This is a genomic window from Streptomyces bottropensis ATCC 25435 (assembly GCF_000383595.1).
GTDB classification, from domain to species: domain Bacteria; phylum Actinomycetota; class Actinomycetes; order Streptomycetales; family Streptomycetaceae; genus Streptomyces; species Streptomyces bottropensis.
The window spans coordinates 2,071,121-2,093,227 of sequence record NZ_KB911581.1; the positions used below are offsets into that span (position 1 = coordinate 2,071,121).

Below are 22,107 nucleotides of genomic sequence, written 5' to 3' on the forward strand. Positions count from 1 at the left end.
GATCGGCCTCGTCGCCGGAGAAGACCGCGTCCTCACCCCGGGGTCGTGGTAGCTCCCCCCGCAGTTCCCCCCACCCATGGAAGGAACCCACACCCCATGGCAACACGCACCCGCACCCGCACCCGCACCCGCACCCTGGGCCGGATCGGCAAGGTCCTGCTGGCCCCCGCCCTCGCCCTCGGTGTCACCGTCGGTCTCGCCTCCGCCCCCGCCTCGGCCGCCGTCTGGAACTCCTGCGACCGGTGGGGCAACACGAGCCTGGGCGGCTACACCCTCTACAACAACATCTGGGGCTCCGGCGCCGGCAGCCAGTGCGTCTGGGCCAACTCCGGTACCAACTGGGGGGTCTGGGCCGACCATCCCAACACCGGCGGCATCAAGTCGTACCCCAACTCCAAGAAGGTGATCAACAAGTCGATCACCTCGCTCGGCTCGCTCAACAGCAGCTACAACGTCACGGTCCCGTCCTCGGGCGCGTACAACACCTCGTACGACGTCTGGGACACGGACCACGACTACGAGATCATGCTCTGGGTCAACTACAACGGCGCCGTCGGTGCCCTCGGCAGCTTCCAGCAGAGCGTGACGGTCGGCGGCCACAGCTGGAACGTCTACAAGGGCCGGGCCTACCGGTCCGACGGCACGTACTGGGACGTCATCTCGTTCCTGCGCACCTCGGACTCGACCTCCGGCACCGTCCAGATCCTCCCCGTCCTGAAGTGGATCAAGGACACCAAGGGCTGGATGGGCAACGAGACCATCGGCGACGTGCAGTTCGGCTTCGAGGTCACCTCGTCCTCCGGCGGCTTGAACTTCACCACCAACAACCTGACGGTCAGCAGCAGTTGACGTCTGTCCCGGCAGTGATCCGCAGGTGAGACCGGGCCGGTGCCGTACCCCACGCGGCACCGGCTCGGGTCCGTCCTACGCCCGCGCCCCGCCCTGCGCCGTCAGCCGGAGCAGCAGCACCCCGGGGGCGCGCGGCACCGTCACCCGCAGGGCGCCGGCACCCGGTTCCCAGACGGCCTTCGCCCGCGTCCGCGCGATCGACGGATGCAGGATCTCCACCCGGACCGGGGTGCCCGGCTCCGCCAAATGCGCCACGGGCAGCCGCACCTCCTGCGCCCCGCCCCTGCGCCACACGGAGACGTACGCCGGTCCGCCCGGCCCGGGCGCCCGCAGTCCCAGCGCCAGCCACTCGTCCGTCCACCCCGGCAGACCGAGCGGCCAGAAGGGCACCGCGCGGGCCAGGTCCCCGCGGATCGCCTTGTACGTGTCCACCGCATCGCGCACGAGGCCGAGTTGCTGTTCCGTCATGCGGTCGAGATGGCCCGACAGATGGATGCGGCCGAGGAGGGCGCCACCCAGGGTGAAGGCGATCAGGGCGTCGTCGTGCTCGGGCTGCGGGTAGGCCCACACGGCACCCTGTTCCGGCGGCACCGCCGTGGGCGCGGCGGCGGCGATCGAGGGGTAGCGGAGGGGATCCTGCTGGTCGCTGGTCGACTGGAGCTGCGACACGGCCAGGGTGGCGCCGTCCATCCGCATCCCGCCGGAGGCGCAGTTCTCGACGACCAGGTGCGCGTGGCGGTCCAGCACGTCGGAGAGCCAGTCCAGGTAGGCCCGGGTGTGACCCAGGAGGCCGGCGCCGGGGGAGAGGTCGCCGGCGGCGGTGGTGCCGGGGTCGATCACGATGTTGTAGTCGAGCTTGAGGTAGCCCACGCCCCAGTCGCCGACCAGGCGGTCCACCGTCCTGTCGAGGTGCGCGCGGGCGGCCGGGTGGCGCAGGTCGAGCTGGTGACGGCCCTGTTCGGTCAGCCGCACCCCGTCCCGCTGGAAGAACGCCTCCGGCGGCAGTTCGGCCGCGACCGGGCTGCGTACGCCGACGACCTCGGGCTCCAGCCACAGCCCGGGCACCATGCCGCGCTCGCGGATCCGGTCCAGGACGGCCCGGATGCCGGCGCCCGGGAAACGGCGCGCCGACGGCAGCCATTCGCCCACGCCGTCCCACCAGCCGCCGTCCACCGAGTCGTCGTACCAGCCGGAGTCGATGCAGAAGTACTCCGCGCCCACACCCGCCGCCGCGTCGACCAGCGGCAGCAGCTTCGCGGTGGTGGGGTCTCCCATCAGGGTGTTCATGTAGTCGTTGAACACCACCGGCAGCGCCACGTGGTCCGCGTGCGGCCGCCGGACGGCCCGCCGGTACGAGGTCAGCGCACCCAGGGCCTCGTCGAGCGCGGGGCCGGGCCCGGCCCCGGTGGCCGCACCGGCATCCACCCCCAGGGCCAGTGCCACCGGCACCGTGGTGAACTCCTCCCCCCGCCCCAGCCGCACCCGCCACTGGTGCTCGGCGTCGGTCGGGCCGTTCAGGGCGAGGTAGGTGCCGTGTGCGCGTTCCCCCAGGTCCCAGCGCCAGCCGGCCGGTGACTCCACCTGCCAGACCCATGCCCGGCCGCCGTCACCCCGTTCCGTGAGCGCCCCCATCGGCAGATGCCCGTCACTGGGCCAGCTACCCCGCCCGGTGAGGGCGAGCGCCGCCCGGCTGTCGTGCTGATGGACGTCGACGCTGATGTCCGCGACGGTCGCCCGCAGCGGCTCGGCGTACCAACGGCACTCCGCAAGCCAGTCGTTGCGAGCGCGGTGCACGTCGAGGAGGTCGGGGGAGGGGAGGCCGCCGATGAGCAGGCTGCTGACGGACTGGACGACCAGGGGCTCGGTGCCGTCGTTGCGAAGGCGTACCCGGGACCGGAGCACGGCGACCCCGGCGGGGGAGGACAGCTCGACGAACGCGGTCAACCCGCAGGCGGGATCGTGGAGTTCGATCGTCAGCCACTCCCAGCCACCGTCACCCTCCCCCTCCCCACCGCAGCGGTGCCCCCGGTACGCCAGTCGCGCACCGAACGCCGTACCGGTGAAGCGCGGCCCGGACCACCCGCTGCCGTGCCCGAACGCGGTCAACTCGACCAGGGGGAGCGCGACTTCGGCGTCGACGGTGTCACCGAAGGGACCGAGCCGGACCAGCCGCAGCGTACCGTCGGCGGCCGTCGCGAACCTCGTCCCGATCGCTGGGTGACCCCAGGCGAAGCCGTCCCCGACGCCGTCGGCACCCCGCGCGCCGCCCGTCCGCCCGCTTCCGCCGAAGTCGCCCGCACCCGAGTCCACGTCGCTTCCTCTCCTCAGCCGTCACTTCGCCACTCGCCACGTTCTCCGGCACGTTCTTTGTTACGTTCTCTTGACGACGCATGTGTGACCGGTCACAATCTTGGCATGAATGTGACCGGTCACACAAGCCGCCCGGCAAGCATCCGGGACGTCGCGACCGCCGCCGGAGTCTCGTACCAGACCGTCTCCCGGGTGATCAACAATCACCCCAGCGTCAAGCACACGACGCGCGAGAGGGTGCAGGCCGCCATCGACGAGCTGGGGTTCCGGCGCAACGCCACCGCACACGCCCTGGCCAGCGGGCGCACCCGGGCCGTGACCGTGCTGACCGCCAACACCACGCACTACGGCTATGCCTCGATCCTCCAGGGCATCGAGGAGGCGGCGCGGGCGGCGTCGTACGCGGTCGGGATCGGTGTGCTGGAGTCGGCGGACGAGGCCGCGGTCGCCGCCGAGGTGCAGCGGGCGGCGGACGCGGGCGGTGGACTCGTCGTGATCGCCTACGATCCGGCCGGTGTGGCGGCTCTCGGCGCGGTCCCCGCCGCGCTGCCGGTCGTCGGCGTCGTCGAGACCCCCGCGACCCCGCCCGGCGGCGACCGCCCCTGGGTGTGGACCGACGACCGCCAGGCCGCCTACGAGGCGACCCGTCACCTGCTCTCCCTCGGCCACGAGACCGTGCACTACGTCGCGATCCCCTCCAGCACCCGCAGGACCAGCGCGGCCCGCACCACCGGCTGGCGGCAGGCGCTCCAGGAGGCCGGGGCGCCGGAACCCCGCCCGCTGCAGGGGAGTTGGGGCCCGGCGGGCGGCCACGCGGCCGGGCTCGAACTGGCCAAGGACCCGGCGGTCACCGCGGTCCTGTGCGGCAACGACGACCTCGCGCTCGGTGTGCTGCGCGCGCTGCACGAGTCCGGGCGCTCCGTACCGGGCGAGGTGAGCGTCACCGGGTTCGACGACGCCCCGCACTCCGCCTATCTGACCCCGTCCCTGACGACCGTACGCCTGGACTTCACCGGCCTCGGGCGGGCCGCGTTCGCCCTGCTGCACGGGGTCCTGGAGGCGTCCGCGCAGATCGCCCCGCACCCGGTCTCCGTACCGGAACTGGTGGTGCGGGAGAGCGCGGGCCCGCCGCCGGCCAAGCCCTGAACACCTCGGACCACCTCCTCCACCCGGCCGCTCACCGCTGCTCCGCATCCTGCTCTGTCCTGCCCTGAACCATCTGTTCTCGAAAGGCGCGCGATGAAGACAAGAGCTCTCCCCACGCTGGCCCTCATATGCGCCCTCGGCCTGGCCGCCACGGCGTGCAGCGATCCCACGGCGGGGACCTCCGGCGCGGAGAAGGACACCGGGCGGACGGCCGTCGACCCGACCGCCCGACTCGACGGCGTGAAACTGACGATGTGGACCGCGCAGAACACGGTCGACGCACCCCGGCAGGTCATCGACGCCTTCGAGAAGGCCACCGGCGCCGAGGTCGAGACCCAGCCGGTCCCGGACCCCTACGAGTCGAACGTGCCGACCAGGCTGGCCTCCGGCGACCGCCCCGACCTGATGTTCTGGCAGCCGTCCATCTCCACGCTCCCCTTCGTCCAGCCGAGCCAGAACCTGCTCACCCTCGACGGCGAGCCCTGGGTGTCCAAGCTCGGCGACACGGAGAAGTCGCTCGGCGTCATCGACGGCAAGCGGTACGCGGCGATCGTCACCAGCCCCGCGATGCTCGGCGTCTACTACAACAAGGACGTCTTCCGGCAGGCCGGCATCGCCGAGAAGGACTTCCCGAAGTCGTACGACGAACTGCTCGCCCTCGGCCACAAGGTCGTCGACGACACGGACGCGGCCGCCTTCTACGAGGCCGGCGGCGACAAGTGGCCCCTCCAGTGGCAGATGCAGGTGCAGCTCACCGACCTCGACAAGCAGTGGTGGGCGGGCCTGAACGAGAACAAGGAGAAGTGGACCGACCCGGTCGTCGTCGGCGCGATCAAGAAGTACAAGGACAAGCTGCTCGACGCCGGGCTCGCCCAGAAGAACCACCGGACGGGCACCTTCACCGGGCAGGCCGACGCGCTGTGGAAGGGCGAGGCCGGCATGGTCCTCAACGTCACCTCCTTCCAGAGCCAGTTGCAGGCCAGGTACTCCACCGCGGACATCGACAAGAAGATCGGCTGGTTCCCGATCGCCAACTCGTCCGCCACCGGCCTGTACTCGCCCGACCAGACCAACGGTGTCGTCGCGTTCAGGACCGGTGACGAGCAGCGGCAGAACGCGGCCCGGCAGTTCCTCGCCTTCTGGCTCGGACCCGACTACCCCGACTACATCAAGGCGATGAAGATCCCGTCCGTGCAGCCCTCCGTGCCCACCCCGGACGGCCTCCCCGAGGCATCGAAGGCCCAGGTCGAGGCCCTGCCCACGGCCATCGGCGTCTTCCAGGCCAAGGCGATCGTCGCCCCGGACACCCACCTCTACCTCGCCGACATGATCTTCGGGAAGAAGAGCCCGCGGCAGGTCGCCCAGGCCATCCAGGACCAGTTCGCGCAGGTGGCCAAGGCCCAGGGCGCGCCCGGCTTCTAGCGGAGGAGAGGCAGGGCGAGGAGGAGGCAGGGCTTTCCGATGGCGGACACGGCCGTACGCAGACGCAAACAGGCACCCACGAGAAGCGAACCCCGGCGGGTGGGGCGGCTGCCCCGCGCGGCCGTGCACCACCCCTGGTGGTTCGCGCTCCCCGCGATCGTCGTCTTCGCGGGCTTCTTCCTGGTGCCCAACCTGCTCAACTTCTACTACCCGTTCACCGACTGGTCCTCGTACCACCCGGACATCGCCTTCACGGGCCTCGACAACTTCACGACCATCGCCGACGACGGCACCCTCGTCCGCGCGATCCGCACGACCCTGCTCTACGCGTTGCTCGCGGCCGTCTTCCAGAACGGCTTCGGACTGGTGCTGGCGCTGCTGCTGGAGGACGACACCCGCTTCAACCGGTTCTTCCGCGCCGTCTTCTTCCTGCCGGTGCTCATCTCGGCCCTCGCCACCGGTTACGTCTTCCAGGCGCTCCTGAACCAGGACGGCGCGGTCAACTCCCTGCTGGGCACGGACATTCCGTGGCTGGGGTCGACGACCTGGACGCTCGTCGTCGTCACGCTCATCCACGGCTGGAAGTGGATGGGCCTGTCGATGCTGATCTACCTGGCGGGCCTCAAGGGCATCCCGGGCGACATGCTCGAAGCCGCCCGGATGGACGGGGCCGGGCCCTGGCGGACCTTCTGGTCGGTGCGCTGGCCGATGCTCGCCCCGGCCCTCACCTTCAACGTCACCACCGCGCTCATCGGCTCGATGAACACCTTCGACATCGTGCAGGCCACGACCGGCGGCGGGCCGGCCGCCTCCACCGAGGTCTTCAACATCTACATGTTCCGGATCTTCGGACAGGGCCTGTACGCACAGGCGTCCGCGATGAGTCTCGTCCTCTTCCTGGTCGTGGTGGCCGTCGCGATCCCGCTGGTCGTCGGACTGCGCCGAAGGGAGCAAATGCTGTGAGCACGGTGATGTGGCGCCACGGCCGCCCGGCCCTCGTCCTGCTGCTCGCCGGACTCGCCGTCGGCGTCCCCCTGTGGCTGGTCCTCGTCACCTCCGCCAAGCCGCAGGCGGAGGCCATCGAACCCAACCTGGACCCACCCGCGCACTGGCAGCCCGGCGCCAACTACGACGACGCCGTCGCCCAGGGCGAGATGCTGCGCGGACTTCTCAACTCCCTGCTCGTCGTGGTCCCTTCGGTGGTCCTCGTGCTGATCCTCGGCGCGGGCGCCGCCTGGGTCTTCGCCCGCCGGAGGTCGAGGCTCGTCTCGGCGGCGTACGCGCTGTGCATCAGCGGGCTGCTGCTGCCGCCGGCGGTCATCACGATCGTGATGGAGCTGCGGCAACTGGGGCTGGCCGGCACCCGGCCGGGAATGATCGCCGTCTACACCGGGATGTACCTCTCCACGTCGATCTTCTTCATGACGGGGTTCATCCGCGCCATCCCCATGGAGCTGGAGGAAGCGGCCCGCATCGACGGCGCGAAGCCGCTGCGGATCTTCACCCGGATCGTCCTTCCCCTCCTCCGGCCCGTCATCGCCACCGCGACGATCATGGTGATGCTCTACGCCTGGAGCGACGTCTTCTACGCCTTCTTCGTCCTCGGCGGCGGCGACCGGGCCACCCTCCCGCTCAACCTCTACAAGGTCGCGAGCGCCCAGCTCTACCTCAACAACTGGCATCTCGTCTTCGCGTACGTCGTGGTGATGAGCCTGCCGATGGTCGTCGTCTTCCTCGTCGGCCAGCGAAAGATCGTGTCCGGAATCACCAGTGGAGCCGTCAAATGACCGGAGGTCCAGCAGCGTGAGCCCCCACACCGGTACGACCACCCCCATGCGATCCCGTACCAGAACCGCCTTGCTCACAGCACTACTTGGAGTCACCGCCATGGCAGGAAGCACCCTCCCCGCCACCGGAGCGGCCACGGCCGCGGCAGCCGGCCCGCAGCGCCTCTCCGTCGACCTCTCCGCCTCCGAGGGCCCGGTGATGCTCGGCGCCAACGGCGCGCTCTACGGGCTCAGTGACGACGGCGTACCCAGCGACGCGGCCCTCGCGCCTCTGAAGATCACCAGCATCTCGCAGAAGCCGGAGGGCGGCGCCCAGCACCCCAACGGCGACGCGCTCACCGTCTCCCGGTCGTTCTTCCGCAACGGCGGCGGCGAGATCAACGTGATGATGCAGGACATCTACGCCAAGTGGCCCTACGAGGACCTCGGCATCGACGACTACCTCCCCAAGGTCGACAAGATCGTCGAGGAGGTGGCGGCCGACCCGAACAGCGACCGCTTCGTCTACATCCCGTTCAACGAGCCCGACCAGATCTGGTACAAGCTCGACGTCGCCGACCAGGCGCAGTACGAGGTCAACCGCGACCGCTTCTTCCGGGACTGGAAGACGGTCTACGAGCGCATCCGCGCCGTCGACCCCGACGCGCGGATCGCCGGCCCCAACGAAGCCGCCTACCACACCCGCCTGCTCAAGGACTTCCTCGCCTTCGCCAAGCGCGAGAACGTCCTCCCCCAGGTGATGACCTGGCACGAACTGGGCTCCGGCTCCCTCCGGGACTTCCAGGCCCACTACGACGACTACCGCGCCCTGGAGCGCGCGGCCGGCATAGCCCCGTTGAAGATCAACATCGACGAGTACGCCAACCGCCGCGACCTCTCCGTCCCCGGCCAACTCGTCCAGTGGGTCTCGATGTTCGAGAGGAACAAGGTGTACGCCAACCAGGCGTACTGGGACGCGGCGGGCAACATGGACGGCAACGTCGTCCGCTCCAACATCCCCAACGGCGGGTGGTGGTTCTTCCGCTGGTACGCGGGTCTGACCGGGAACACCGTCCAGGTCACCCCGCCGCAGGCGAACACCATCGACACCCTCCAGGGCCTCGCCTCCCTCGACACCTCCCGCCGCCAGGCGCAGGTGCTGCTCGGCGGCTCCGCCGGTGACACCGACGTCGTCGTCCGGAAGGTCCCCCGCTCCCTCTTCGGCCGCACCGTCACCGCGACCGTCGCCGAGGCCGCCTGGTCCGGCTACGAGGGTCAGCACGCGACCCCGCGCGTCCTGTCCCGTGCCAAGGTGCGGATCGCGGACGACGGCACGGTGACCGTGCCCCTGCGCGGCATGCACAAGATGTCGGCCTACCGCGTCGTCCTCACCCCGGGCGGCTCCGGCACCCCGACCGCCCCGTCCGTTCCCTGGACCGCCTCCTACGAGGCCGAGGACGCCGCCGTCACCGACGGCAAGGTCTACACCCAGGGCACCGTGAGCAACGCCAACGGCTACGCGGCCTCCGGCACCAAGGACGTCGGCTCGCTCAACCAGGCCGGCAGCAAGGTCGACTTCACGGTGTCGGTGCCGAAGGACGGCACGTACGACCTGGCGATCCTTTACGGCAACCAGTCCGGCGTCCCCGCCACCCAGAAGCTGACGGTCGACGGCGGCGAACCGGTCACGGTCGCCTACCCCTCCACCGAGAACTGGACCTACCGCGCGAAGAAGGACGTCACCGTCCACCTCACGGCCGGTACGCACCGGCTGACGCTCGCCAAGGACACCACCGAGGTCACCCTGGACCGGATCGACCTCACCGCCCGCACCGCCGAGCCCTCCGCCTCCTACGAGGCCACGCTCGCGGACATCGGCGGCAGGCCGTCGTACGACTACTCCTCGTCGAAGGGCGTGGGCACCGGCGAGCTGGTGATGCGCTCCGGCGACCGGGCGGTCTTCGACGTGTACGCCCCGCGCGACGGCTACTACCGGGTCGTGCCCCGGGCGTCGGCGCCGGTGAAGCTCGCCCTGCACGGGCAGTCGGTGGCCGCGGTGCCCGGCCGGCCGCTACGGCTCTACCTGGTGGCGGGCAACAACCGCATCACCGCGTCCGCCGGGCACACCGCCCTGCGCTCCCTCGACGTCACCGGCGCCGGCTCGACCACCGGCACCCTCGCCTACGAGGCCGCCGCGGCCACGCTCGCCGGTGGGGCCAAGCTCGTCGACTCCGCGTACGCCTCGGCCGGCTCCTACATCGGCTGGCTCGGCAACAGCGCGGACAGCACCGCCGAGTTCACGGTGAACACCCCCACGGCCGGCCGTCATGTCCTGGTCGTCCACTACGCGCACAACGAGCGCCGCGACAACGGCCACTCCTACAACACCGACATCATGTCCCGCACGGCGGACATCACGGTCGGGGCGGCCGAGCCGCGCAGGGTCACCTTCAAGAACACCTGGGGCTGGGACGACTACTGGACCGTCGGCGTCCCGGTCGACCTGAAGAAGGGCGCCAACAAGGTGACCTTCGGCAACGCCGGTGCCTGGGCGCCGAACATCGACCGGATCGAGGTGGGCCGGGTCGTCGGTTAGCCCCCACCGGACCCCGGTCACCGGCGTGCGCCGCCGGTGACCGGGGTCCGTGCCGCTCCGGGTTGCGTCAGGGCCGGTCGACCTCGGCCCGCAGCGCGTTGTACTCGGCGAACGAGGACTCCACGTCGGCCGGGGTCAGCCCGTAGCGGGCCAGGTCGTAGCGGTGGGGCCGGCTGCCCCGGGAGTGGGCGGCGGCCGCCGGGAGCCGGGCCGCGTCGGCCTCGGTCCAGCGGGCGCCGACGGCGTCGTACAGCTTCGGGGCGCCGGCGGCCGGGTCGGCGCCGAGCGAGGAGTACGGCACGTCCACCAGCGCCCCCGGGGCGATACCGGTGCGGGCGGCGAGGCCGCGCCGGACGGAACGGCTCAGCAGGTCGAGCCAGGTGGCGCCGAGTTGACGCGGGTCGAACCGGCGCAGCGAGGTGACCATACCGACCTCGACCAGGCTGCAGAAGGACGCGACGGCGGCGGCCGGGTCGCGGTGGGTCCACACGAGCGTGGCGTCGGGGAAGACCTTGACCAGCGCGTCCAGGTTCCCGGTGTGGAAGGGGGACTTCAGGATCCAGCGGCGGCGCGGACGGCCGTACTGCAGGACCTGGAGTGCCTGCTTGAGGTGGTGGTAGTCGGGTGTGAAGTCGTGCTCGAAGTGCCAGGCGTGGTAGGCCGGTATGTGCGCCTGGGCCAGCGGTACCAGGGCGTGCGGCAGGAGGAACGTGCACTCCTCCGGGCCCTCGGGGGTCATGGGGTGGATGTCACGGAAGCGCGGGCTGAGCAGATGGCTGCCGCTCAGGACGCGGCGCGCGGCCGTGATCCGCTTCTGCCGTTCCCGGGGCGACGGTTCCAGGTCGGGAGCCAGCAACTCCCACAGCAGCGGGCAGCGGTGGTCGTCCGAGAGGGAGAGCACCCCGTGGGTGAGCGTGCTCGCGGTGCGCGGCAGCCCGACCACGAACACCGGTTTCTCGACGGGCTCCTTTTCGATGGCCGGGTTCTCCGCGATCAGCCGCCGGAACCGGGCCCGGTTGGTGAGATGCCGGCGGACGTGCGCCTGCGCGGACTGCCAGCCGACCGGCCCGAGATCCTCGTCCTTCGCCCACTCCCGCAGCAGGAACCGGAAATTCTCGACGAACTCCTCGTCCCCGTCCGCCTGCCCGGCCCCGGCGACGATCCGGTCGAAGACCCGGTCCGGGTCGCGGCGGGAGCCGAGCGTGGGCCGGAGTAACAGGTTGGCCAGGGTGAGGGGCAGGGGAGTGGACGCCATCACAGGACTTCCCTTCGGTGCGGACGGGTGAGGGCGGACGCCGGTCCGGGCGCGATCCCGGTCCGGGCCCGGTGCTCGGCGGCCGTCCGGCCGGGACGGACGCCGGCGATCATCCTCCCGTGCGGGCGATCTCCCGCTCCGCCGGGGGTCCGGCCGGGCCCGCCCCGTCCCCGTACCGCGACCGCAGTTCCGACAGCACACCCGACACCGCCGCCGTCAGCGGCACCGCGAGGAGCATGCCGAGGATGCCGGCGATGGAGGCGCCCGCCGTGAGGGCCAGCAGGATCGCCGCCGGGTGCATCTGCACGGTCCGGCTGTGGATCATCGGCTGGAGCACGTTCCCTTCGAGGAGCTGCACCGCGAAGACCACGCCGACCGCCCACAGCGCGGTCACCAGACCCCGGTCCGCGAACGCGACGAGGATCGCCACCGCGCCCGACAGGAACGCGCCCAGATACGGGATGTACGCGCCGACGAACACGAGCGCGCCGAGGCCGACGGCCCCCGGCACCTGCAGGATCAGCAGACCGACGGCGATGCAGACACCGTCGATGAAGGCGATCAGCGTCGTGCCCCGCATATAGCCCTCGATGGCCCGGAACGCGCGCCGGGCCATCACCTCCAGGGTGTCACCCGAGCCGCGCGGCGCGAGCGAGTGCAGGGAGGCGACCGCCCGGTCGGAGTCGCGCAGGAAGAAGAACATCAGCAGCATCGCCAGCACGGCCGCCGCCACGAACTCGCTGACCGCGCTGACGCCGGTGAGCACCCCGGAGGCCGCGGTGCCGCCGAACTTCGACAGCAGCTCCCTCGCGTTCTTCGCGAGGTCGTCCAGCGACGTCCCCGCGAACCCGAAATCGTCGCTGAGCGACTTCGCCGCCTGCCTGAGCGAGGAGATGATCTGGTCACCGGTGTCGATCAGGGCGGCCACCACGATGTACGCGGCCCCGCCCATCACCACCACCACGGCGGCACAGGTGAGCCCGGCGGCCAGGGATTTGTTGAACCTCATCGCGACCAGCCGCCGGTAGAACGGGCCGAGCAGCGCGGTCCCCAGCAGCGCGATCAGCACCGGCGTGACCGCGGTCTGGAACGTCACGCAGATCCACACGCCCACGTAGACGACACCCGTCACCAGCAGCGTCAGCGCGCTCCACACGGCGATGTGCCGCGCGGGCCCCGGCAGGAAACCCCGGGGGACGCCCTCGCCCGACGGCGCGACGGCCCTCGGCGCCGCCGCGTACCCGCCGGTGGTGCGTATCGTCGTGCGTGTCCGATGGACAGGTCTGTGCGCGGGCCCACCCCGACGGCCCTGCCGTCCCCCGCGTACTGCGCGGGAGTCTCCCGTACGGCTGTTCATCCTCCGCCATCTCCACTCGTTCAAGGGTCGCGCGCACCCCTGAGGATCATGGGATGGCTGTGGCGCCATAGCGTAGACCCGGCCGGCGAACAGGCGTCCGGCACCTACCCGGCGATCGGCACCGGGGCCCCGTCCCGCAGGAACACCGGAATCCGCTCCAGCGGCGCGTCCACGGTCACCGACCGGCCCCCCTCGTACGTCTCGCCGGTCCACGCGTCGGTCCACCGCGCTCCCACCGGCAGATACGTCGTCCAGCGGGTCACCCCCGCCTCCAACACCGGCGCGACCAGCACGTCCCGCCCGAACAGGTAGGCGTCGTCCACCGACCAGGCCCGCTCGTCACCGGGGAACTCCAGGAACAGCGGCCGCATCACCGGCAGCCCCTCCTCGTGGGCCTCCCGCATCACGCGCAGCACGTACGGCTTCAGGCGCTCCCGCAGCCGCAGGAAGTCCTCCAGGATCGCCCCGGCCTCCTCCCCGTACGACCACACCTCGTTGGGACCCCCGGTCATGGCCGGCCCCAACGGCATGCCGGGTTCACGGAACCCGTGCAGCCGCATCAGCGGCGAGAACGCGCCGAACTGGAACCAGCGCACCATCACCTCGCGGTACGCCGGATCGTCCGGGTCGCCGCCGTGGAAGCCGCCGATGTCGGTGTTCCACCAGGGGATGCCGGACAGCGCGGTGTTGAGGCCCGCCGCGATCTGCCGGCGCAGCGTCGGGAAGTCCGTGCCGATGTCACCGGACCACAGCGCGGCCCCCCACCGCTGACTGCCCGCCCACGCCGAACGGTTGAGGGAGACGATCTCCTCCTCACCCGTCGCCCGCAGCCCCTCGTAGAAGGTACGGGCGATCTCGGCCGGGTAGATGTTGCCGACCTCCAGGCCGGGACCCGCCCAGTAGCGCAGGTTCTCCTGGAAGCCCGGCTTGATCTCCGGCTCGCAGGCGTCCAGCCAGAACGCCTTGATGCCGTACGGCTCCAGGTAGTTCTCCTTCACCCGTGACCACACGAACTCCCGGGCCTCGGGGTTCGTCGCGTCGTAGAAGGCGACCTGGACCGTCGAGGCGACCTCCTTGTCCGGCCAGTCGGCGTGCGCCATCGGGCCGTACTGGGTGCCGATGAAGTAGCCGCGCTGTTCCATCAGGTGGTGGTTCTCGCTCAGCGGCGAGACCGACGGCCACACGGACACCACCAGCCTGATGCCCAGCTCCTCCAGCTCCCGGACCATGGCCCCGGGGTCGGGCCACTCGGCCGGGTCGAACTTCCACTCGCCGAGGTGCGTCCAGTGGAAGAAGTCGCACACGATGACGTCGATGGGCAGTCCCCGCCGCTTGTACTCCCGTGCCACGGCGAGGAGTTCGTCCTGCGTGCGGTAGCGCAGCTTGCACTGCCAGAACCCGGCCGCCCACTGGGGCAGCATCGGCGTGCGGCCCGTCGCCGCGCTGTAGCGGCGCTGCGCGTCTGCCGGGTCGCCCGCGGTGATCCAGTAGTCGAGCTGCCGGGCCGAGTCGGCGACCCACCGGGTGCCGTTGCCGGCCAGCTCGACGCGGCCGATCGCCGGGTTGTTCCACAGCAGGGTGTAGCCGCGGCTGGAGGTGAGCACCGGGATGCCGACCTCGGCGTTGCGCTGCACCAGGTCGAGCACCAGCCCCTTCTGGTCCAGCCGCCCGTGCTGGTGCTGACCGAGGCCGTACAGCTTCTCGTCGTCGTACGCGGCGAAGCGCTGCTCCAGGCGGTGGTGGCCGTTGCCGACGGCGGTGTAGAGGCGCGGGCCGGGCCACCAGAAGTGCGCGCGGGCCTCCGACAGCAGTTCGGCGCCGTCGGCGGTGCGCGTGTACCGGATCAGGCCCTCGGGGTCGACCTCGACGGTGAGCGCGCCGACGGTCAGCCGCCCGAGCCCGTCCTCGATCTTGACGCTGCTCTCGGTGCTCTCCGCCTCGTCGAGCAGGGCGCCCGGCAGCCCGTCGAGGATGGGGCCGCCCAGGCGGGCGCGGACCCGGACCGCGTCCGGGCCCCAGGGCTCGATCCGCAGGGTCTCCTGGCGTCCGCTCCACTCCAGGGCACCGTCCCGCTCACGGAACGTGCCGACGGTGGGGGAGGACTGGGCGAGGCTGACCGCGCCCGTCGGGGTCTGGTTCTCGGCAGGCTGATTCACGAGAGGTCTCCTGGAAGGGAGGAGGAGGTCAGGGAGGAGATCAGGAGGAGGTCAGGAGGAGGTCAGGGGGGAGAGGTCGGGGGAGGGAACCGTACGGCGGCTTCCGTACGGCGCTTGCGTGCGACGGTCCGCGGACGGCCGTCCGGGGCCCGTCATCCGCCATCCGTCATCCGTCGGCGTCGGGTCGGCGTCCGGGTCCGCGGGGCCGGCCCGCGCCGGCGTACGACGCGGGTGCGGCCCGTGCCGGGTCAACCGGCGGTCAGCGGCCCCGTGCTCGCGCGGATGGTCAACTCGGGGGCGAGGAGCACCACTTCGTCGGTGTCCCGGCCCTCCAGCTTGGCGATCAGCTGCTCCACGGCCCGGCGGCCCATCTCCTGGGCGGGGATGGCGACGGAGGTGAGCCGTACCGAGGCCTGCACGGCGACCTGGTCCGGACAGACCGCGATCACCGAGACGTCCTCGGGGACCGCGCGCCCCTGCTGCCGCAGCAGCGCGAGCAGCGGTTCCACCGCGGACTCGTTCTGCACGACGATCCCCGTGGTGCCCGGCCGCTCGTCGAAGATCCGGGCCAAGGTCGCGGCCATCGCGTCGTAGCCGCCCTCACAGGGGCGGTGCAGCACGCGCAGACCCAGCTCCCGCGCCCGGGACCGGAGTCCGTCGAGGGTGCGTTCGGCGAAACCGGTGTGCCGTTCGTACACCGCGGGCGCCTCGCCGACGACCGCGATGTCGCGGTGGCCGAGCATCGCCAGATGCTCCACGCACAGCGCGCCCGTGGCCCCGAAGTCCAGGTCGACGCAGGTCAGCCCGCTGGTTTCGGCCGGCAGTCCGATGAGTACCGACGGCTGATCGGTGCCGCGCAGCAGTGGCAGCCGCTCGTCGTCCAGCTCCACGTCCATCAGGATCATCGCGTCGGCGAGCCCGCTGCCCGTGACGCGGCGCACCGCGTCGGGGCCCTCCTCGCCGGTGAGCAGCAGCACGTCGTAGCCGTAGGTGCGGGCCGTGGTGGCCACCGCGATGGCGATCTCCATCATCACCGGGACGTACATGTCGGTGCGCAGCGGAACCATCAGGGCGACGATGTTCGACCTGCTGCTCGCCAGGGCGCGGGCCCCCGCGTTCGGGTGGTAGCCGAGCTCCTGGATGCTCCGCTCGACCCGCTGCCGGGTGCCCGCGGAGATGGACCGCTTGCCGCTGAGGACATAGCTCACCGTGCTCGCCGAGACTCCGGCGTGCTGGGCGACCTCGGCGAGGGTGACCATCCAGCTCTCCAAGCGTGTTTAAGCGCTTCGACAGCGCAGTGTTTCTGAACCGGGACGAGTGAGGGTGGCACGACAGTAGCTCGGCGCCGGATGGGTGTCCATAGGCTGTCGAAGCGCTTCGATTATTCGCCGGACAGGGGAGGGAGTGGTGGGGGTGAGTCGGGTGCGGCCGCGGGTCCGTGGGGTTCTCGCGCGGTCCCCCGCGCCCCTTGAGGGCACTCTCGGCCACAGTCTAGAACTCGTCGCCGTGCCCGGGCGGCCGCACCGCGCACGCGCGGGCGCATCCGGCCGGTGCGAGCCGCCGGGGCGTGCGCGGGCCGGCGGAAGCGGCCGATCGGGCACGCGAGGGGTGGCGGGCTCATCCCGAATCGGGTACCAACGATCGAGTAGCACCCATCGGTAACCATTCAGGTACCCATCCGGTACGAGATCCCGATTCGCGGCGAGGTGAGCCTCATGTCCGCCCCACCCCTCAAGAAGCCCGTCGTCACAGAACGTGAGGCCCGCCAGGTGGCGGAGGCCGCCCGGGAGCAGGCCTGGCGCAAGCCCAGCTTCGCCAAGGAACTGTTCCTCGGCCGGTTCCGCCTCGACCTCATCCACCCCCATCCGCTGCCCACGGACGAGGCCGTCCGGCGCGGCGAGCAGTTCCTGGCCAAGCTCCGCGCCTTCTGCGAGACGAAGGTCGACGGCGCCCTGATCGAGCGCGAGGCCCGGATCCCCGACGAGGTCATCGACGGCCTCAAGGAACTCGGCGCCCTCGGCATGAAGATCGACCCCAAGTACGGCGGTCTCGGCCTCACCCAGGTGTACTACAACAAGGCGCTGGCCCTGGTGGGCTCGGCCAGCCCGGCCATCGGCGTCCTGCTCTCGGCGCATCAGTCGATCGGCGTACCGCAGCCGCTGAAGCTGTTCGGCACCCCCGAACAGAAGGAGAAGTTCCTGCCGCGCTGCGCCCGCACCGACATCAGCGCCTTCCTCCTCACCGAGCCGGACGTCGGCTCCGACCCGGCCCGCCTCGCCACCACCGCGGTGCCCGACGGGGACGACTACCTCCTCGACGGCGTGAAGCTCTGGACGACGAACGGCGTGGTCGCCGACCTCCTCGTCGTCATGGCGCGGGTGCCGAAGTCCGACGGACACAAGGGCGGTATCACCGCCTTCGTGGTGGAGACCGACTCGCCCGGCGTCACCGTCGAGAACCGCAACGCCTTCATGGGTCTGCGCGGCATCGAGAACGGCGTCACCCGTCTGCACCAGGTCCGGGTTCCCGCGGCCCACCGCATCGGCCCCGAGGGCGCCGGCCTGAAGATCGCGCTCACCACCCTCAACACCGGCCGGCTCTCGCTCCCGGCGTCCTGCGTGGCCGCGGGCAAGTGGTGTCTGAAGATCGCCCGCGAATGGTCGGCGGCCCGTGAGCAGTGGGGCAAGCCGGTCGCCCACCACGAGGCGGTCGGGCAGAAGATCTCCTTCATCGCCGCCACCACCTTCGCCCTCGAAGCGGTGCTGGACCTCTCCTCGCAGATGGCCGACGAGGACCGCAACGACATCCGTATCGAGGGCGCCCTCGCGAAACTCTTCGCCTCCGAGATGGGCTGGAAGATCGCCGACGAGCTGGTCCAGATCCGCGGCGGCCGGGGCTTCGAGACCGCCGACTCCCTCCGGGCGCGCGGCGAACGGGCCGTCCCCGCCGAGCAGATCCTGCGCGACCTGCGCATCAACCGGATCTTCGAGGGCTCCACGGAGATCATGCACCTGCTGATCGCCCGCGAGGCCGTCGACGCCCACCTCACCGTGGCCGGCGACCTGATCGATCCGGAGAAGTCCCTCTCCGACAAGGCGAAGGCCGGCGCGAACGCGGGCGTCTTCTACGCCAAGTGGCTGCCCAAGCTGGTCGCGGGTCCGGGTCAACTCCCGCGCACGTACGGCGACTTCCATCCCGCGGGCCACCCCGACCTCTCCACGCACCTGCGTTACGTCGAACGCAACGCCCGCAAGCTCGCCCGCTCCACCTTCTACGCCATGTCCCGCTGGCAGGGCCGGATGGAGACCAAGCAGGGCTTCCTGGGCCGGATCGTCGACATCGGCGCGGAACTCTTCGCCATGAGCGCGGCCGTCGTCCGCGCCGAACTGCTCCGCGGCCAGGGCGACCACGGCCGTGAGGCCTACCAGCTCGCCGACGTCTTCTGCCGCCAGTCCCGCATCCGCGTCGAGGAACTCTTCGGCCGCCTGTGGAGCAACACCGACGACCTCGACCGCAAGGTGGTCAAGGGCGTCCTCGGCGGTGCCTACGAGTGGCTGGAGCAGGGCGTGATCGACCCCTCCGGCGAGGGCCCCTGGATCGCGGACGCGACTGCGGGCCCGAGCGAGAAGGAGAACGTCCACCGTCGCATCCGCTGACCTCGGCACTCCCCGCGCCCCGTTCCAGGGGCGCGGGGAATCGCGCGACCGGCCACGGCGGACCCGCGGCCTACGAACGACCTTCCCCCGCGGCGACTAGCAGTACTTGTCGCCGGCGTCGCGCGTGGTCCACGAGCAGGAGTCCGCCTTCGCCCCGCTCGCCTTCAGCAGCTTCGCCGTGTCGCTGGTGTTGTTCCAGACATAGGCCTTGCGGTTCTGGTACTTGGTCGCGGTGGTGTCCGTACCCGACCCGGTGCGGATCTTGATGTACTTCTTCGCCCCGATCTTGATGTTCGGGAACGTGTACTTGTGGTTGTCGAGGTCCTTCAGCACCCAGCCCTTCAGCGAGATCGCCGACGAGCTCGTGTTCTTGATCTGCACCCACTCGGCGTTGTACTGCGCGTTGGTCCGCGTGTCCTTGCCCGGGCTGTCGAAGTACACGCGGTGGATGACCACACTCCCGGCGGCCTCCGCCGGGCTGCTCAGCAGGGTGCCGGTCAGGGCCACCGCTCCGGCGAGCGCGGGCACGGCGGCGCGTATGCGCTTGCGCATGAATCCCCCCAGGATCCGTGTTCATACGTTCATGATCGGCTGATACGACAATCGGATCAGCAAGGGAGAAGTCATATCACCCCGCCTTCACACGTGCTTCACAAACGGAGAAATGCGCTCGTCAACCGCACACGGCACGAAGTGGGTCATCAAGGGGGCGCGCGGTCCTGCCGGACGCCGGATGCGGCCACAATGGGGGGATGAGCGACAGTCCAGCCCCTCTCGCCGATCCGCATCTCGTCTTCGACCCGGTCGACGGCGCACGGGACGTAGTGATCCTCGGATCGACCGGCTCGATCGGCACCCAGGCCATCGACCTCGTCCTGCGCAACCCGGACCGCTTCCGCGTCACCGGGCTCTCGGCCGCCGGAGGGCGGGTGCAGCTGCTGGCCGAACAGGCCCACCGGCTGCGTGTGCGGACCGTCGCCGTCGCCCGCGAGGACGTCGTACCGGCACTGCGCGAGGCCCTGGCCGCCGCCTACGGCGCCGGGGAGACCCTCCCCGAGATCCTGGCCGGCCCGGACGCGGCCACAGCCCTGGCGTCCTCCGACTGCCACACCGTGCTGAACGGCATCACCGGCTCCATCGGCCTCGCCCCGACCCTCGCCGCCCTGGAGGCGGGCCGCACCCTCGCGCTCGCCAACAAGGAGTCGCTCATCGTCGGCGGCCCGCTGGTGAAGGCGGTGGCGAAGCCCGGCCAGATCATCCCGGTCGACTCCGAGCACGCCGCCCTCTTCCAGGCCCTCGCCTCCGGCACCCGGGCCGACGTGCGCAAGCTCGTCGTCACCGCCTCCGGCGGCCCGTTCCGGGGCCGTACGAAGGCCGAGCTGGCCGACGTGACACCCGCCGACGCCCTCGCCCACCCCACCTGGGCCATGGGTCCGGTCATCACCGTGAACTCCGCGACCCTCGTGAACAAGGGCCTGGAGGTGATCGAGGCGCACCTCCTCTACGACATTCCCTTCGACCGCATTGAGGTCGTCGTGCACCCTCAGTCGTATGTCCACTCGATGGTTGAGTTCACGGACGGATCGACGATGGCCCAGGCGACGCCCCCCGACATGCGCGGGCCCATCGCCATCGGCCTCGGCTGGCCGCAGCGCGTCCCGGACGCCGCGCCCGCCTTCGACTGGACCAAGGCGTCCAGCTGGGAGTTCTTCCCCCTCGACAACGACGCGTTCCCGTCGGTCGGGCTCGCCCGCCACGTGGGGCAGCTCGCGGGCACCGCCCCGGCGGTGTTCAATGCGGCGAACGAGGAGTGCGTCGACGCGTTCCTGCACGGAGGTCTCCGGTTCGACGCGATCATGGAGACCGTCACACGGGTGGTGGCGGAGCACGGCACCCCCGCCTCGGGAACTTCCCTGACGGTGGCGGACGTCCTCGAAGCGGAGACCTGGGCGCGCGCCCGCGCCCGCGAACTGACCACCTCGACCACCTCGACCGGCAAACCCACCGAGCGGACGACCGCGGAGGCCCGTGCATGACGACCCTGATGTTCATCCTCGGCATAGTGGTCTTCGTGATCGGCCTGGCGTTCTCGATCGCGTGGCACGAGCTGGGCCACTTCTCGACCGCCAAACTCTTCGGCGTCCGCGTGCCCCAGTTCATGGTGGGCTTCGGCCCGACCATCTGGTCGAAGAAGAAGGGCGAGACCGAGTACGGCGTCAAGGCGATCCCGCTCGGCGGTTACATCCGCATGATCGGCATGATCCCGCCCGGCCCGGACGGCAGGATCGAGAGCCGCTCGACCTCCCCGTGGCGCGTCATGATCGAGGACGCCCGCGCGGCCTCCTTCGAGGAGCTCCAGCCCGGCGACGAGGACCGTCTCTTCTACCGGCGCAAGCCGTGGAAGCGCGTCATCGTGATGTTCGCCGGGCCCTTCATGAACCTGATCCTGGCCTTCGTGATCTTCCTCGGCGTGATGATGACCTTCGGCGCCCAGACCTCGACGACCACGGTCAGCAAGGTCTCGGACTGTGTCATCTCCGCCAGTGAGAACCGCTCGAAGTGCAAGGACAGCGACAAGGAGGCCCCCGCCAAGGCGGCGGGCCTGAAGCCCGGCGACAGGATCGTCGCCTTCGACGGCACCCCCGTCGAGGACTGGTCCGCCCTGCAGGCCGACATCCGCGACAACCCCGGCAAGCAGGTCACGCTCACCGTGGACCGGGGCGGCGAGAAGGTCGACCTGACCCCCACCCTCATCAAGAACCAGGTCAGCCAGACCGACGGCCAGGGCGGCTACGTCAAGGACAAGTACGTGTACGCCGGCTGGCTCGGCTTCACCCCCGCCGCCGACATCCTCCCGCTCTCCTTCGGCCAGTCCGTCGACCGCATGGGCGACATGATGGAGAACGGCGTCGAGTCCCTGCTCTCCCTGCCCGCCAAGGTCCCCGCCCTGTGGGACGCCACCTTCGGCGACGGCGAGCGCGCGGCGGACTCACCCATGGGCGTGGTCGGCGCGGCCCGCGTCGGCGGCGAGATCTTCACCATGGACATCCCCGCCACCCAGCAGCTCGCCAGCTTCCTGATCCTGCTGGCCGGCTTCAACCTCTCCCTGTTCCTGTTCAACATGCTCCCGCTGCTCCCGCTCGACGGCGGGCACATCGCGGGCGCCCTGTGGGAGTCGCTGCGCCGGAACACGGCCAAGGTGCTGCGCCGGCCCGACCCCGGCCCGTTCGACGTGGCCAAGCTGATGCCCGTCGCGTACGTGGTGGCCGGCATCTTCGTCTGCTTCACGCTGCTCGTGCTGATCGCGGACCTCGTGAACCCGGTGCGCATCTCCTAGTCACCCGCGGTTCACGGCGGCCGGGCACACCCACGCGGTGGGCCCGGCCGCCGTCGTTCGCGCAACGGAGCCGGTCACCCGTGCCCGAACATCGCGGCGAGCATCCCCAACGGGTGGGTTTACGGACGATGGGGGTCCCCCCGCCGAGTGCGTTCGAGGTGGGGGCGTGCCGGGGTCCCTGCCCGTGCCGTAATCTCGAAGCCCGGAGCCCGCGCGTACCGGGACCCGATCCTGATCCACAACTTGGGGTTGCACAG

The 22,107-nt window shown here is 70.8% G+C and carries 15 protein-coding genes; 9 read left to right on the plus strand and 6 right to left on the minus strand.

The genetic code is table 11. The annotated features are described in order from the left end of the window. Window positions 1-96: 96 nt before the first annotated feature. Window positions 97-849, plus strand: coding sequence for a glycoside hydrolase family 12 protein (locus STRBO_RS0109270; RefSeq protein WP_005479709.1), 753 nt, complete (start codon window positions 97-99; stop codon window positions 847-849). A gap of 75 nt (window positions 850-924) precedes the next feature. Here the strand turns inward: STRBO_RS0109270 and STRBO_RS0109275 are convergent, their stop codons facing one another. Then, entirely contained in the window at window positions 925-3,159 is a 2,235-nt protein-coding gene (locus STRBO_RS0109275; RefSeq protein WP_005479708.1) for a glycoside hydrolase family 36 protein, read from the minus strand. A 105-nt stretch (window positions 3,160-3,264) separates the two neighbouring features. On the opposite strand from STRBO_RS0109275, the gene STRBO_RS0109280 reads away from it, so the two are divergent. From STRBO_RS0109280 to STRBO_RS0109300, 5 genes are all read left to right on the plus strand, one after another. Continuing rightward, window positions 3,265-4,305 (plus strand): LacI family DNA-binding transcriptional regulator, encoded by a 1,041-nt coding sequence (locus STRBO_RS0109280; protein ID WP_020665516.1) that lies wholly within the window; start codon window positions 3,265-3,267, stop codon window positions 4,303-4,305. A 93-nt stretch (window positions 4,306-4,398) separates the two neighbouring features. After that, window positions 4,399-5,727, plus strand: a complete 1,329-nt coding sequence (locus STRBO_RS0109285) for an ABC transporter substrate-binding protein (RefSeq protein ID WP_005479705.1) — start codon at window positions 4,399-4,401, stop codon at window positions 5,725-5,727. Between the two features lie 39 nt (window positions 5,728-5,766). Beyond that, window positions 5,767-6,690 carry a carbohydrate ABC transporter permease gene (locus tag STRBO_RS0109290; protein WP_020114097.1) on the plus strand — a complete coding sequence of 308 codons (924 nt, stop codon included), beginning with the start codon at window positions 5,767-5,769 and terminating at the stop codon, window positions 6,688-6,690. An 8-nt stretch (window positions 6,691-6,698) separates the two neighbouring features. Next, on the plus strand, window positions 6,699-7,514 hold the full coding sequence (locus STRBO_RS0109295; protein WP_051085332.1) for a carbohydrate ABC transporter permease: 816 nt from the start codon (window positions 6,699-6,701) through the stop codon (window positions 7,512-7,514). A 100-nt stretch (window positions 7,515-7,614) separates the two neighbouring features. Further along, a complete protein-coding gene (locus STRBO_RS0109300) occupies window positions 7,615-10,089 on the plus strand; it encodes a CBM35 domain-containing protein (RefSeq protein WP_020114098.1) in 2,475 nt (824 codons plus the stop codon). A gap of 67 nt (window positions 10,090-10,156) precedes the next feature. Here STRBO_RS0109300 and STRBO_RS0109305 read toward each other — a convergent pair whose 3' ends face one another. The 4 genes from STRBO_RS0109305 to STRBO_RS0109325 form a co-directional block, all read right to left on the minus strand. Next, window positions 10,157-11,344: a sulfotransferase family protein gene (locus tag STRBO_RS0109305; protein WP_005479692.1), complete on the minus strand. Its 1,188-nt coding sequence runs from the start codon at window positions 11,342-11,344 to the stop codon at window positions 10,157-10,159. Window positions 11,345-11,453: 109 nt separating this feature from the next. Then, a complete protein-coding gene (locus STRBO_RS0109315; RefSeq protein WP_005479691.1) occupies window positions 11,454-12,500 on the minus strand; it encodes an AI-2E family transporter in 1,047 nt (348 codons plus the stop codon). A 305-nt stretch (window positions 12,501-12,805) separates the two neighbouring features. After that, on the minus strand, window positions 12,806-14,857 hold the full coding sequence (locus STRBO_RS0109320; protein ID WP_005479690.1) for a glycoside hydrolase family 31 protein: 2,052 nt from the start codon (window positions 14,855-14,857) through the stop codon (window positions 12,806-12,808). A gap of 248 nt (window positions 14,858-15,105) precedes the next feature. Beyond that, on the minus strand, window positions 15,106-16,116 hold the full coding sequence (locus STRBO_RS0109325) for a LacI family DNA-binding transcriptional regulator (RefSeq protein WP_005479688.1): 1,011 nt from the start codon (window positions 16,114-16,116) through the stop codon (window positions 15,106-15,108). A 456-nt stretch (window positions 16,117-16,572) separates the two neighbouring features. Between STRBO_RS0109325 and STRBO_RS0109330 the strand changes: the two genes are divergently transcribed. Next, entirely contained in the window at window positions 16,573-18,513 is a 1,941-nt protein-coding gene (locus STRBO_RS0109330; RefSeq protein ID WP_005479686.1) for an acyl-CoA dehydrogenase family protein, read from the plus strand. Window positions 18,514-18,609: 96 nt separating this feature from the next. Here STRBO_RS0109330 and STRBO_RS0109335 read toward each other — a convergent pair whose 3' ends face one another. Further along, window positions 18,610-19,065 carry a lamin tail domain-containing protein gene (locus STRBO_RS0109335; RefSeq protein WP_005479685.1) on the minus strand — a complete coding sequence of 152 codons (456 nt, stop codon included), beginning with the start codon at window positions 19,063-19,065 and terminating at the stop codon, window positions 18,610-18,612. Window positions 19,066-19,265: 200 nt separating this feature from the next. On the opposite strand from STRBO_RS0109335, the gene dxr reads away from it, so the two are divergent. Together dxr and STRBO_RS0109345 are read left to right on the plus strand one after the other, a co-directional pair. Then, window positions 19,266-20,549, plus strand: coding sequence for a 1-deoxy-D-xylulose-5-phosphate reductoisomerase (dxr, locus tag STRBO_RS0109340; protein ID WP_005479683.1), 1,284 nt, complete (start codon window positions 19,266-19,268; stop codon window positions 20,547-20,549). Further along, window positions 20,546-21,850: a M50 family metallopeptidase gene (locus STRBO_RS0109345; RefSeq protein ID WP_005479681.1), complete on the plus strand. Its 1,305-nt coding sequence runs from the start codon at window positions 20,546-20,548 to the stop codon at window positions 21,848-21,850. Before dxr ends, STRBO_RS0109345 begins: the two co-directional genes overlap by 4 nt. Window positions 21,851-22,107: the final 257 nt, after the last annotated feature.

Bases quoted from the DNA above. Each gene is read 5' to 3' on its own strand.
- STRBO_RS0109270 (WP_005479709.1), top strand. From the start codon at position 97: ATGGCAACACGCACCCGCACCCGCACCCGCACCCGCACCCTGGGCCGG.
- STRBO_RS0109280 (WP_020665516.1), top strand. From the start codon at position 3,265: ATGAATGTGACCGGTCACACAAGCCGCCCGGCAAGCATCCGGGACGTC.
- STRBO_RS0109285 (WP_005479705.1), top strand. From the start codon at position 4,399: ATGAAGACAAGAGCTCTCCCCACGCTGGCCCTCATATGCGCCCTCGGC.
- STRBO_RS0109290 (WP_020114097.1), top strand. From the start codon at position 5,767: ATGGCGGACACGGCCGTACGCAGACGCAAACAGGCACCCACGAGAAGC.
- STRBO_RS0109295 (WP_051085332.1), top strand. From the start codon at position 6,699: ATGTGGCGCCACGGCCGCCCGGCCCTCGTCCTGCTGCTCGCCGGACTC.
- STRBO_RS0109300 (WP_020114098.1), top strand. From the start codon at position 7,615: ATGGCAGGAAGCACCCTCCCCGCCACCGGAGCGGCCACGGCCGCGGCA.
- STRBO_RS0109305 (WP_005479692.1), bottom strand. From the start codon at position 11,344: ATGGCGTCCACTCCCCTGCCCCTCACCCTGGCCAACCTGTTACTCCGG.
- STRBO_RS0109325 (WP_005479688.1), bottom strand. From the start codon at position 16,116: ATGGTCACCCTCGCCGAGGTCGCCCAGCACGCCGGAGTCTCGGCGAGC.
- STRBO_RS0109330 (WP_005479686.1), top strand. From the start codon at position 16,573: ATGTCCGCCCCACCCCTCAAGAAGCCCGTCGTCACAGAACGTGAGGCC.
- STRBO_RS0109335 (WP_005479685.1), bottom strand. From the start codon at position 19,065: ATGCGCAAGCGCATACGCGCCGCCGTGCCCGCGCTCGCCGGAGCGGTG.
- dxr (WP_005479683.1), top strand. From the start codon at position 19,266: ATGAGCGACAGTCCAGCCCCTCTCGCCGATCCGCATCTCGTCTTCGAC.
- STRBO_RS0109345 (WP_005479681.1), top strand. From the start codon at position 20,546: ATGACGACCCTGATGTTCATCCTCGGCATAGTGGTCTTCGTGATCGGC.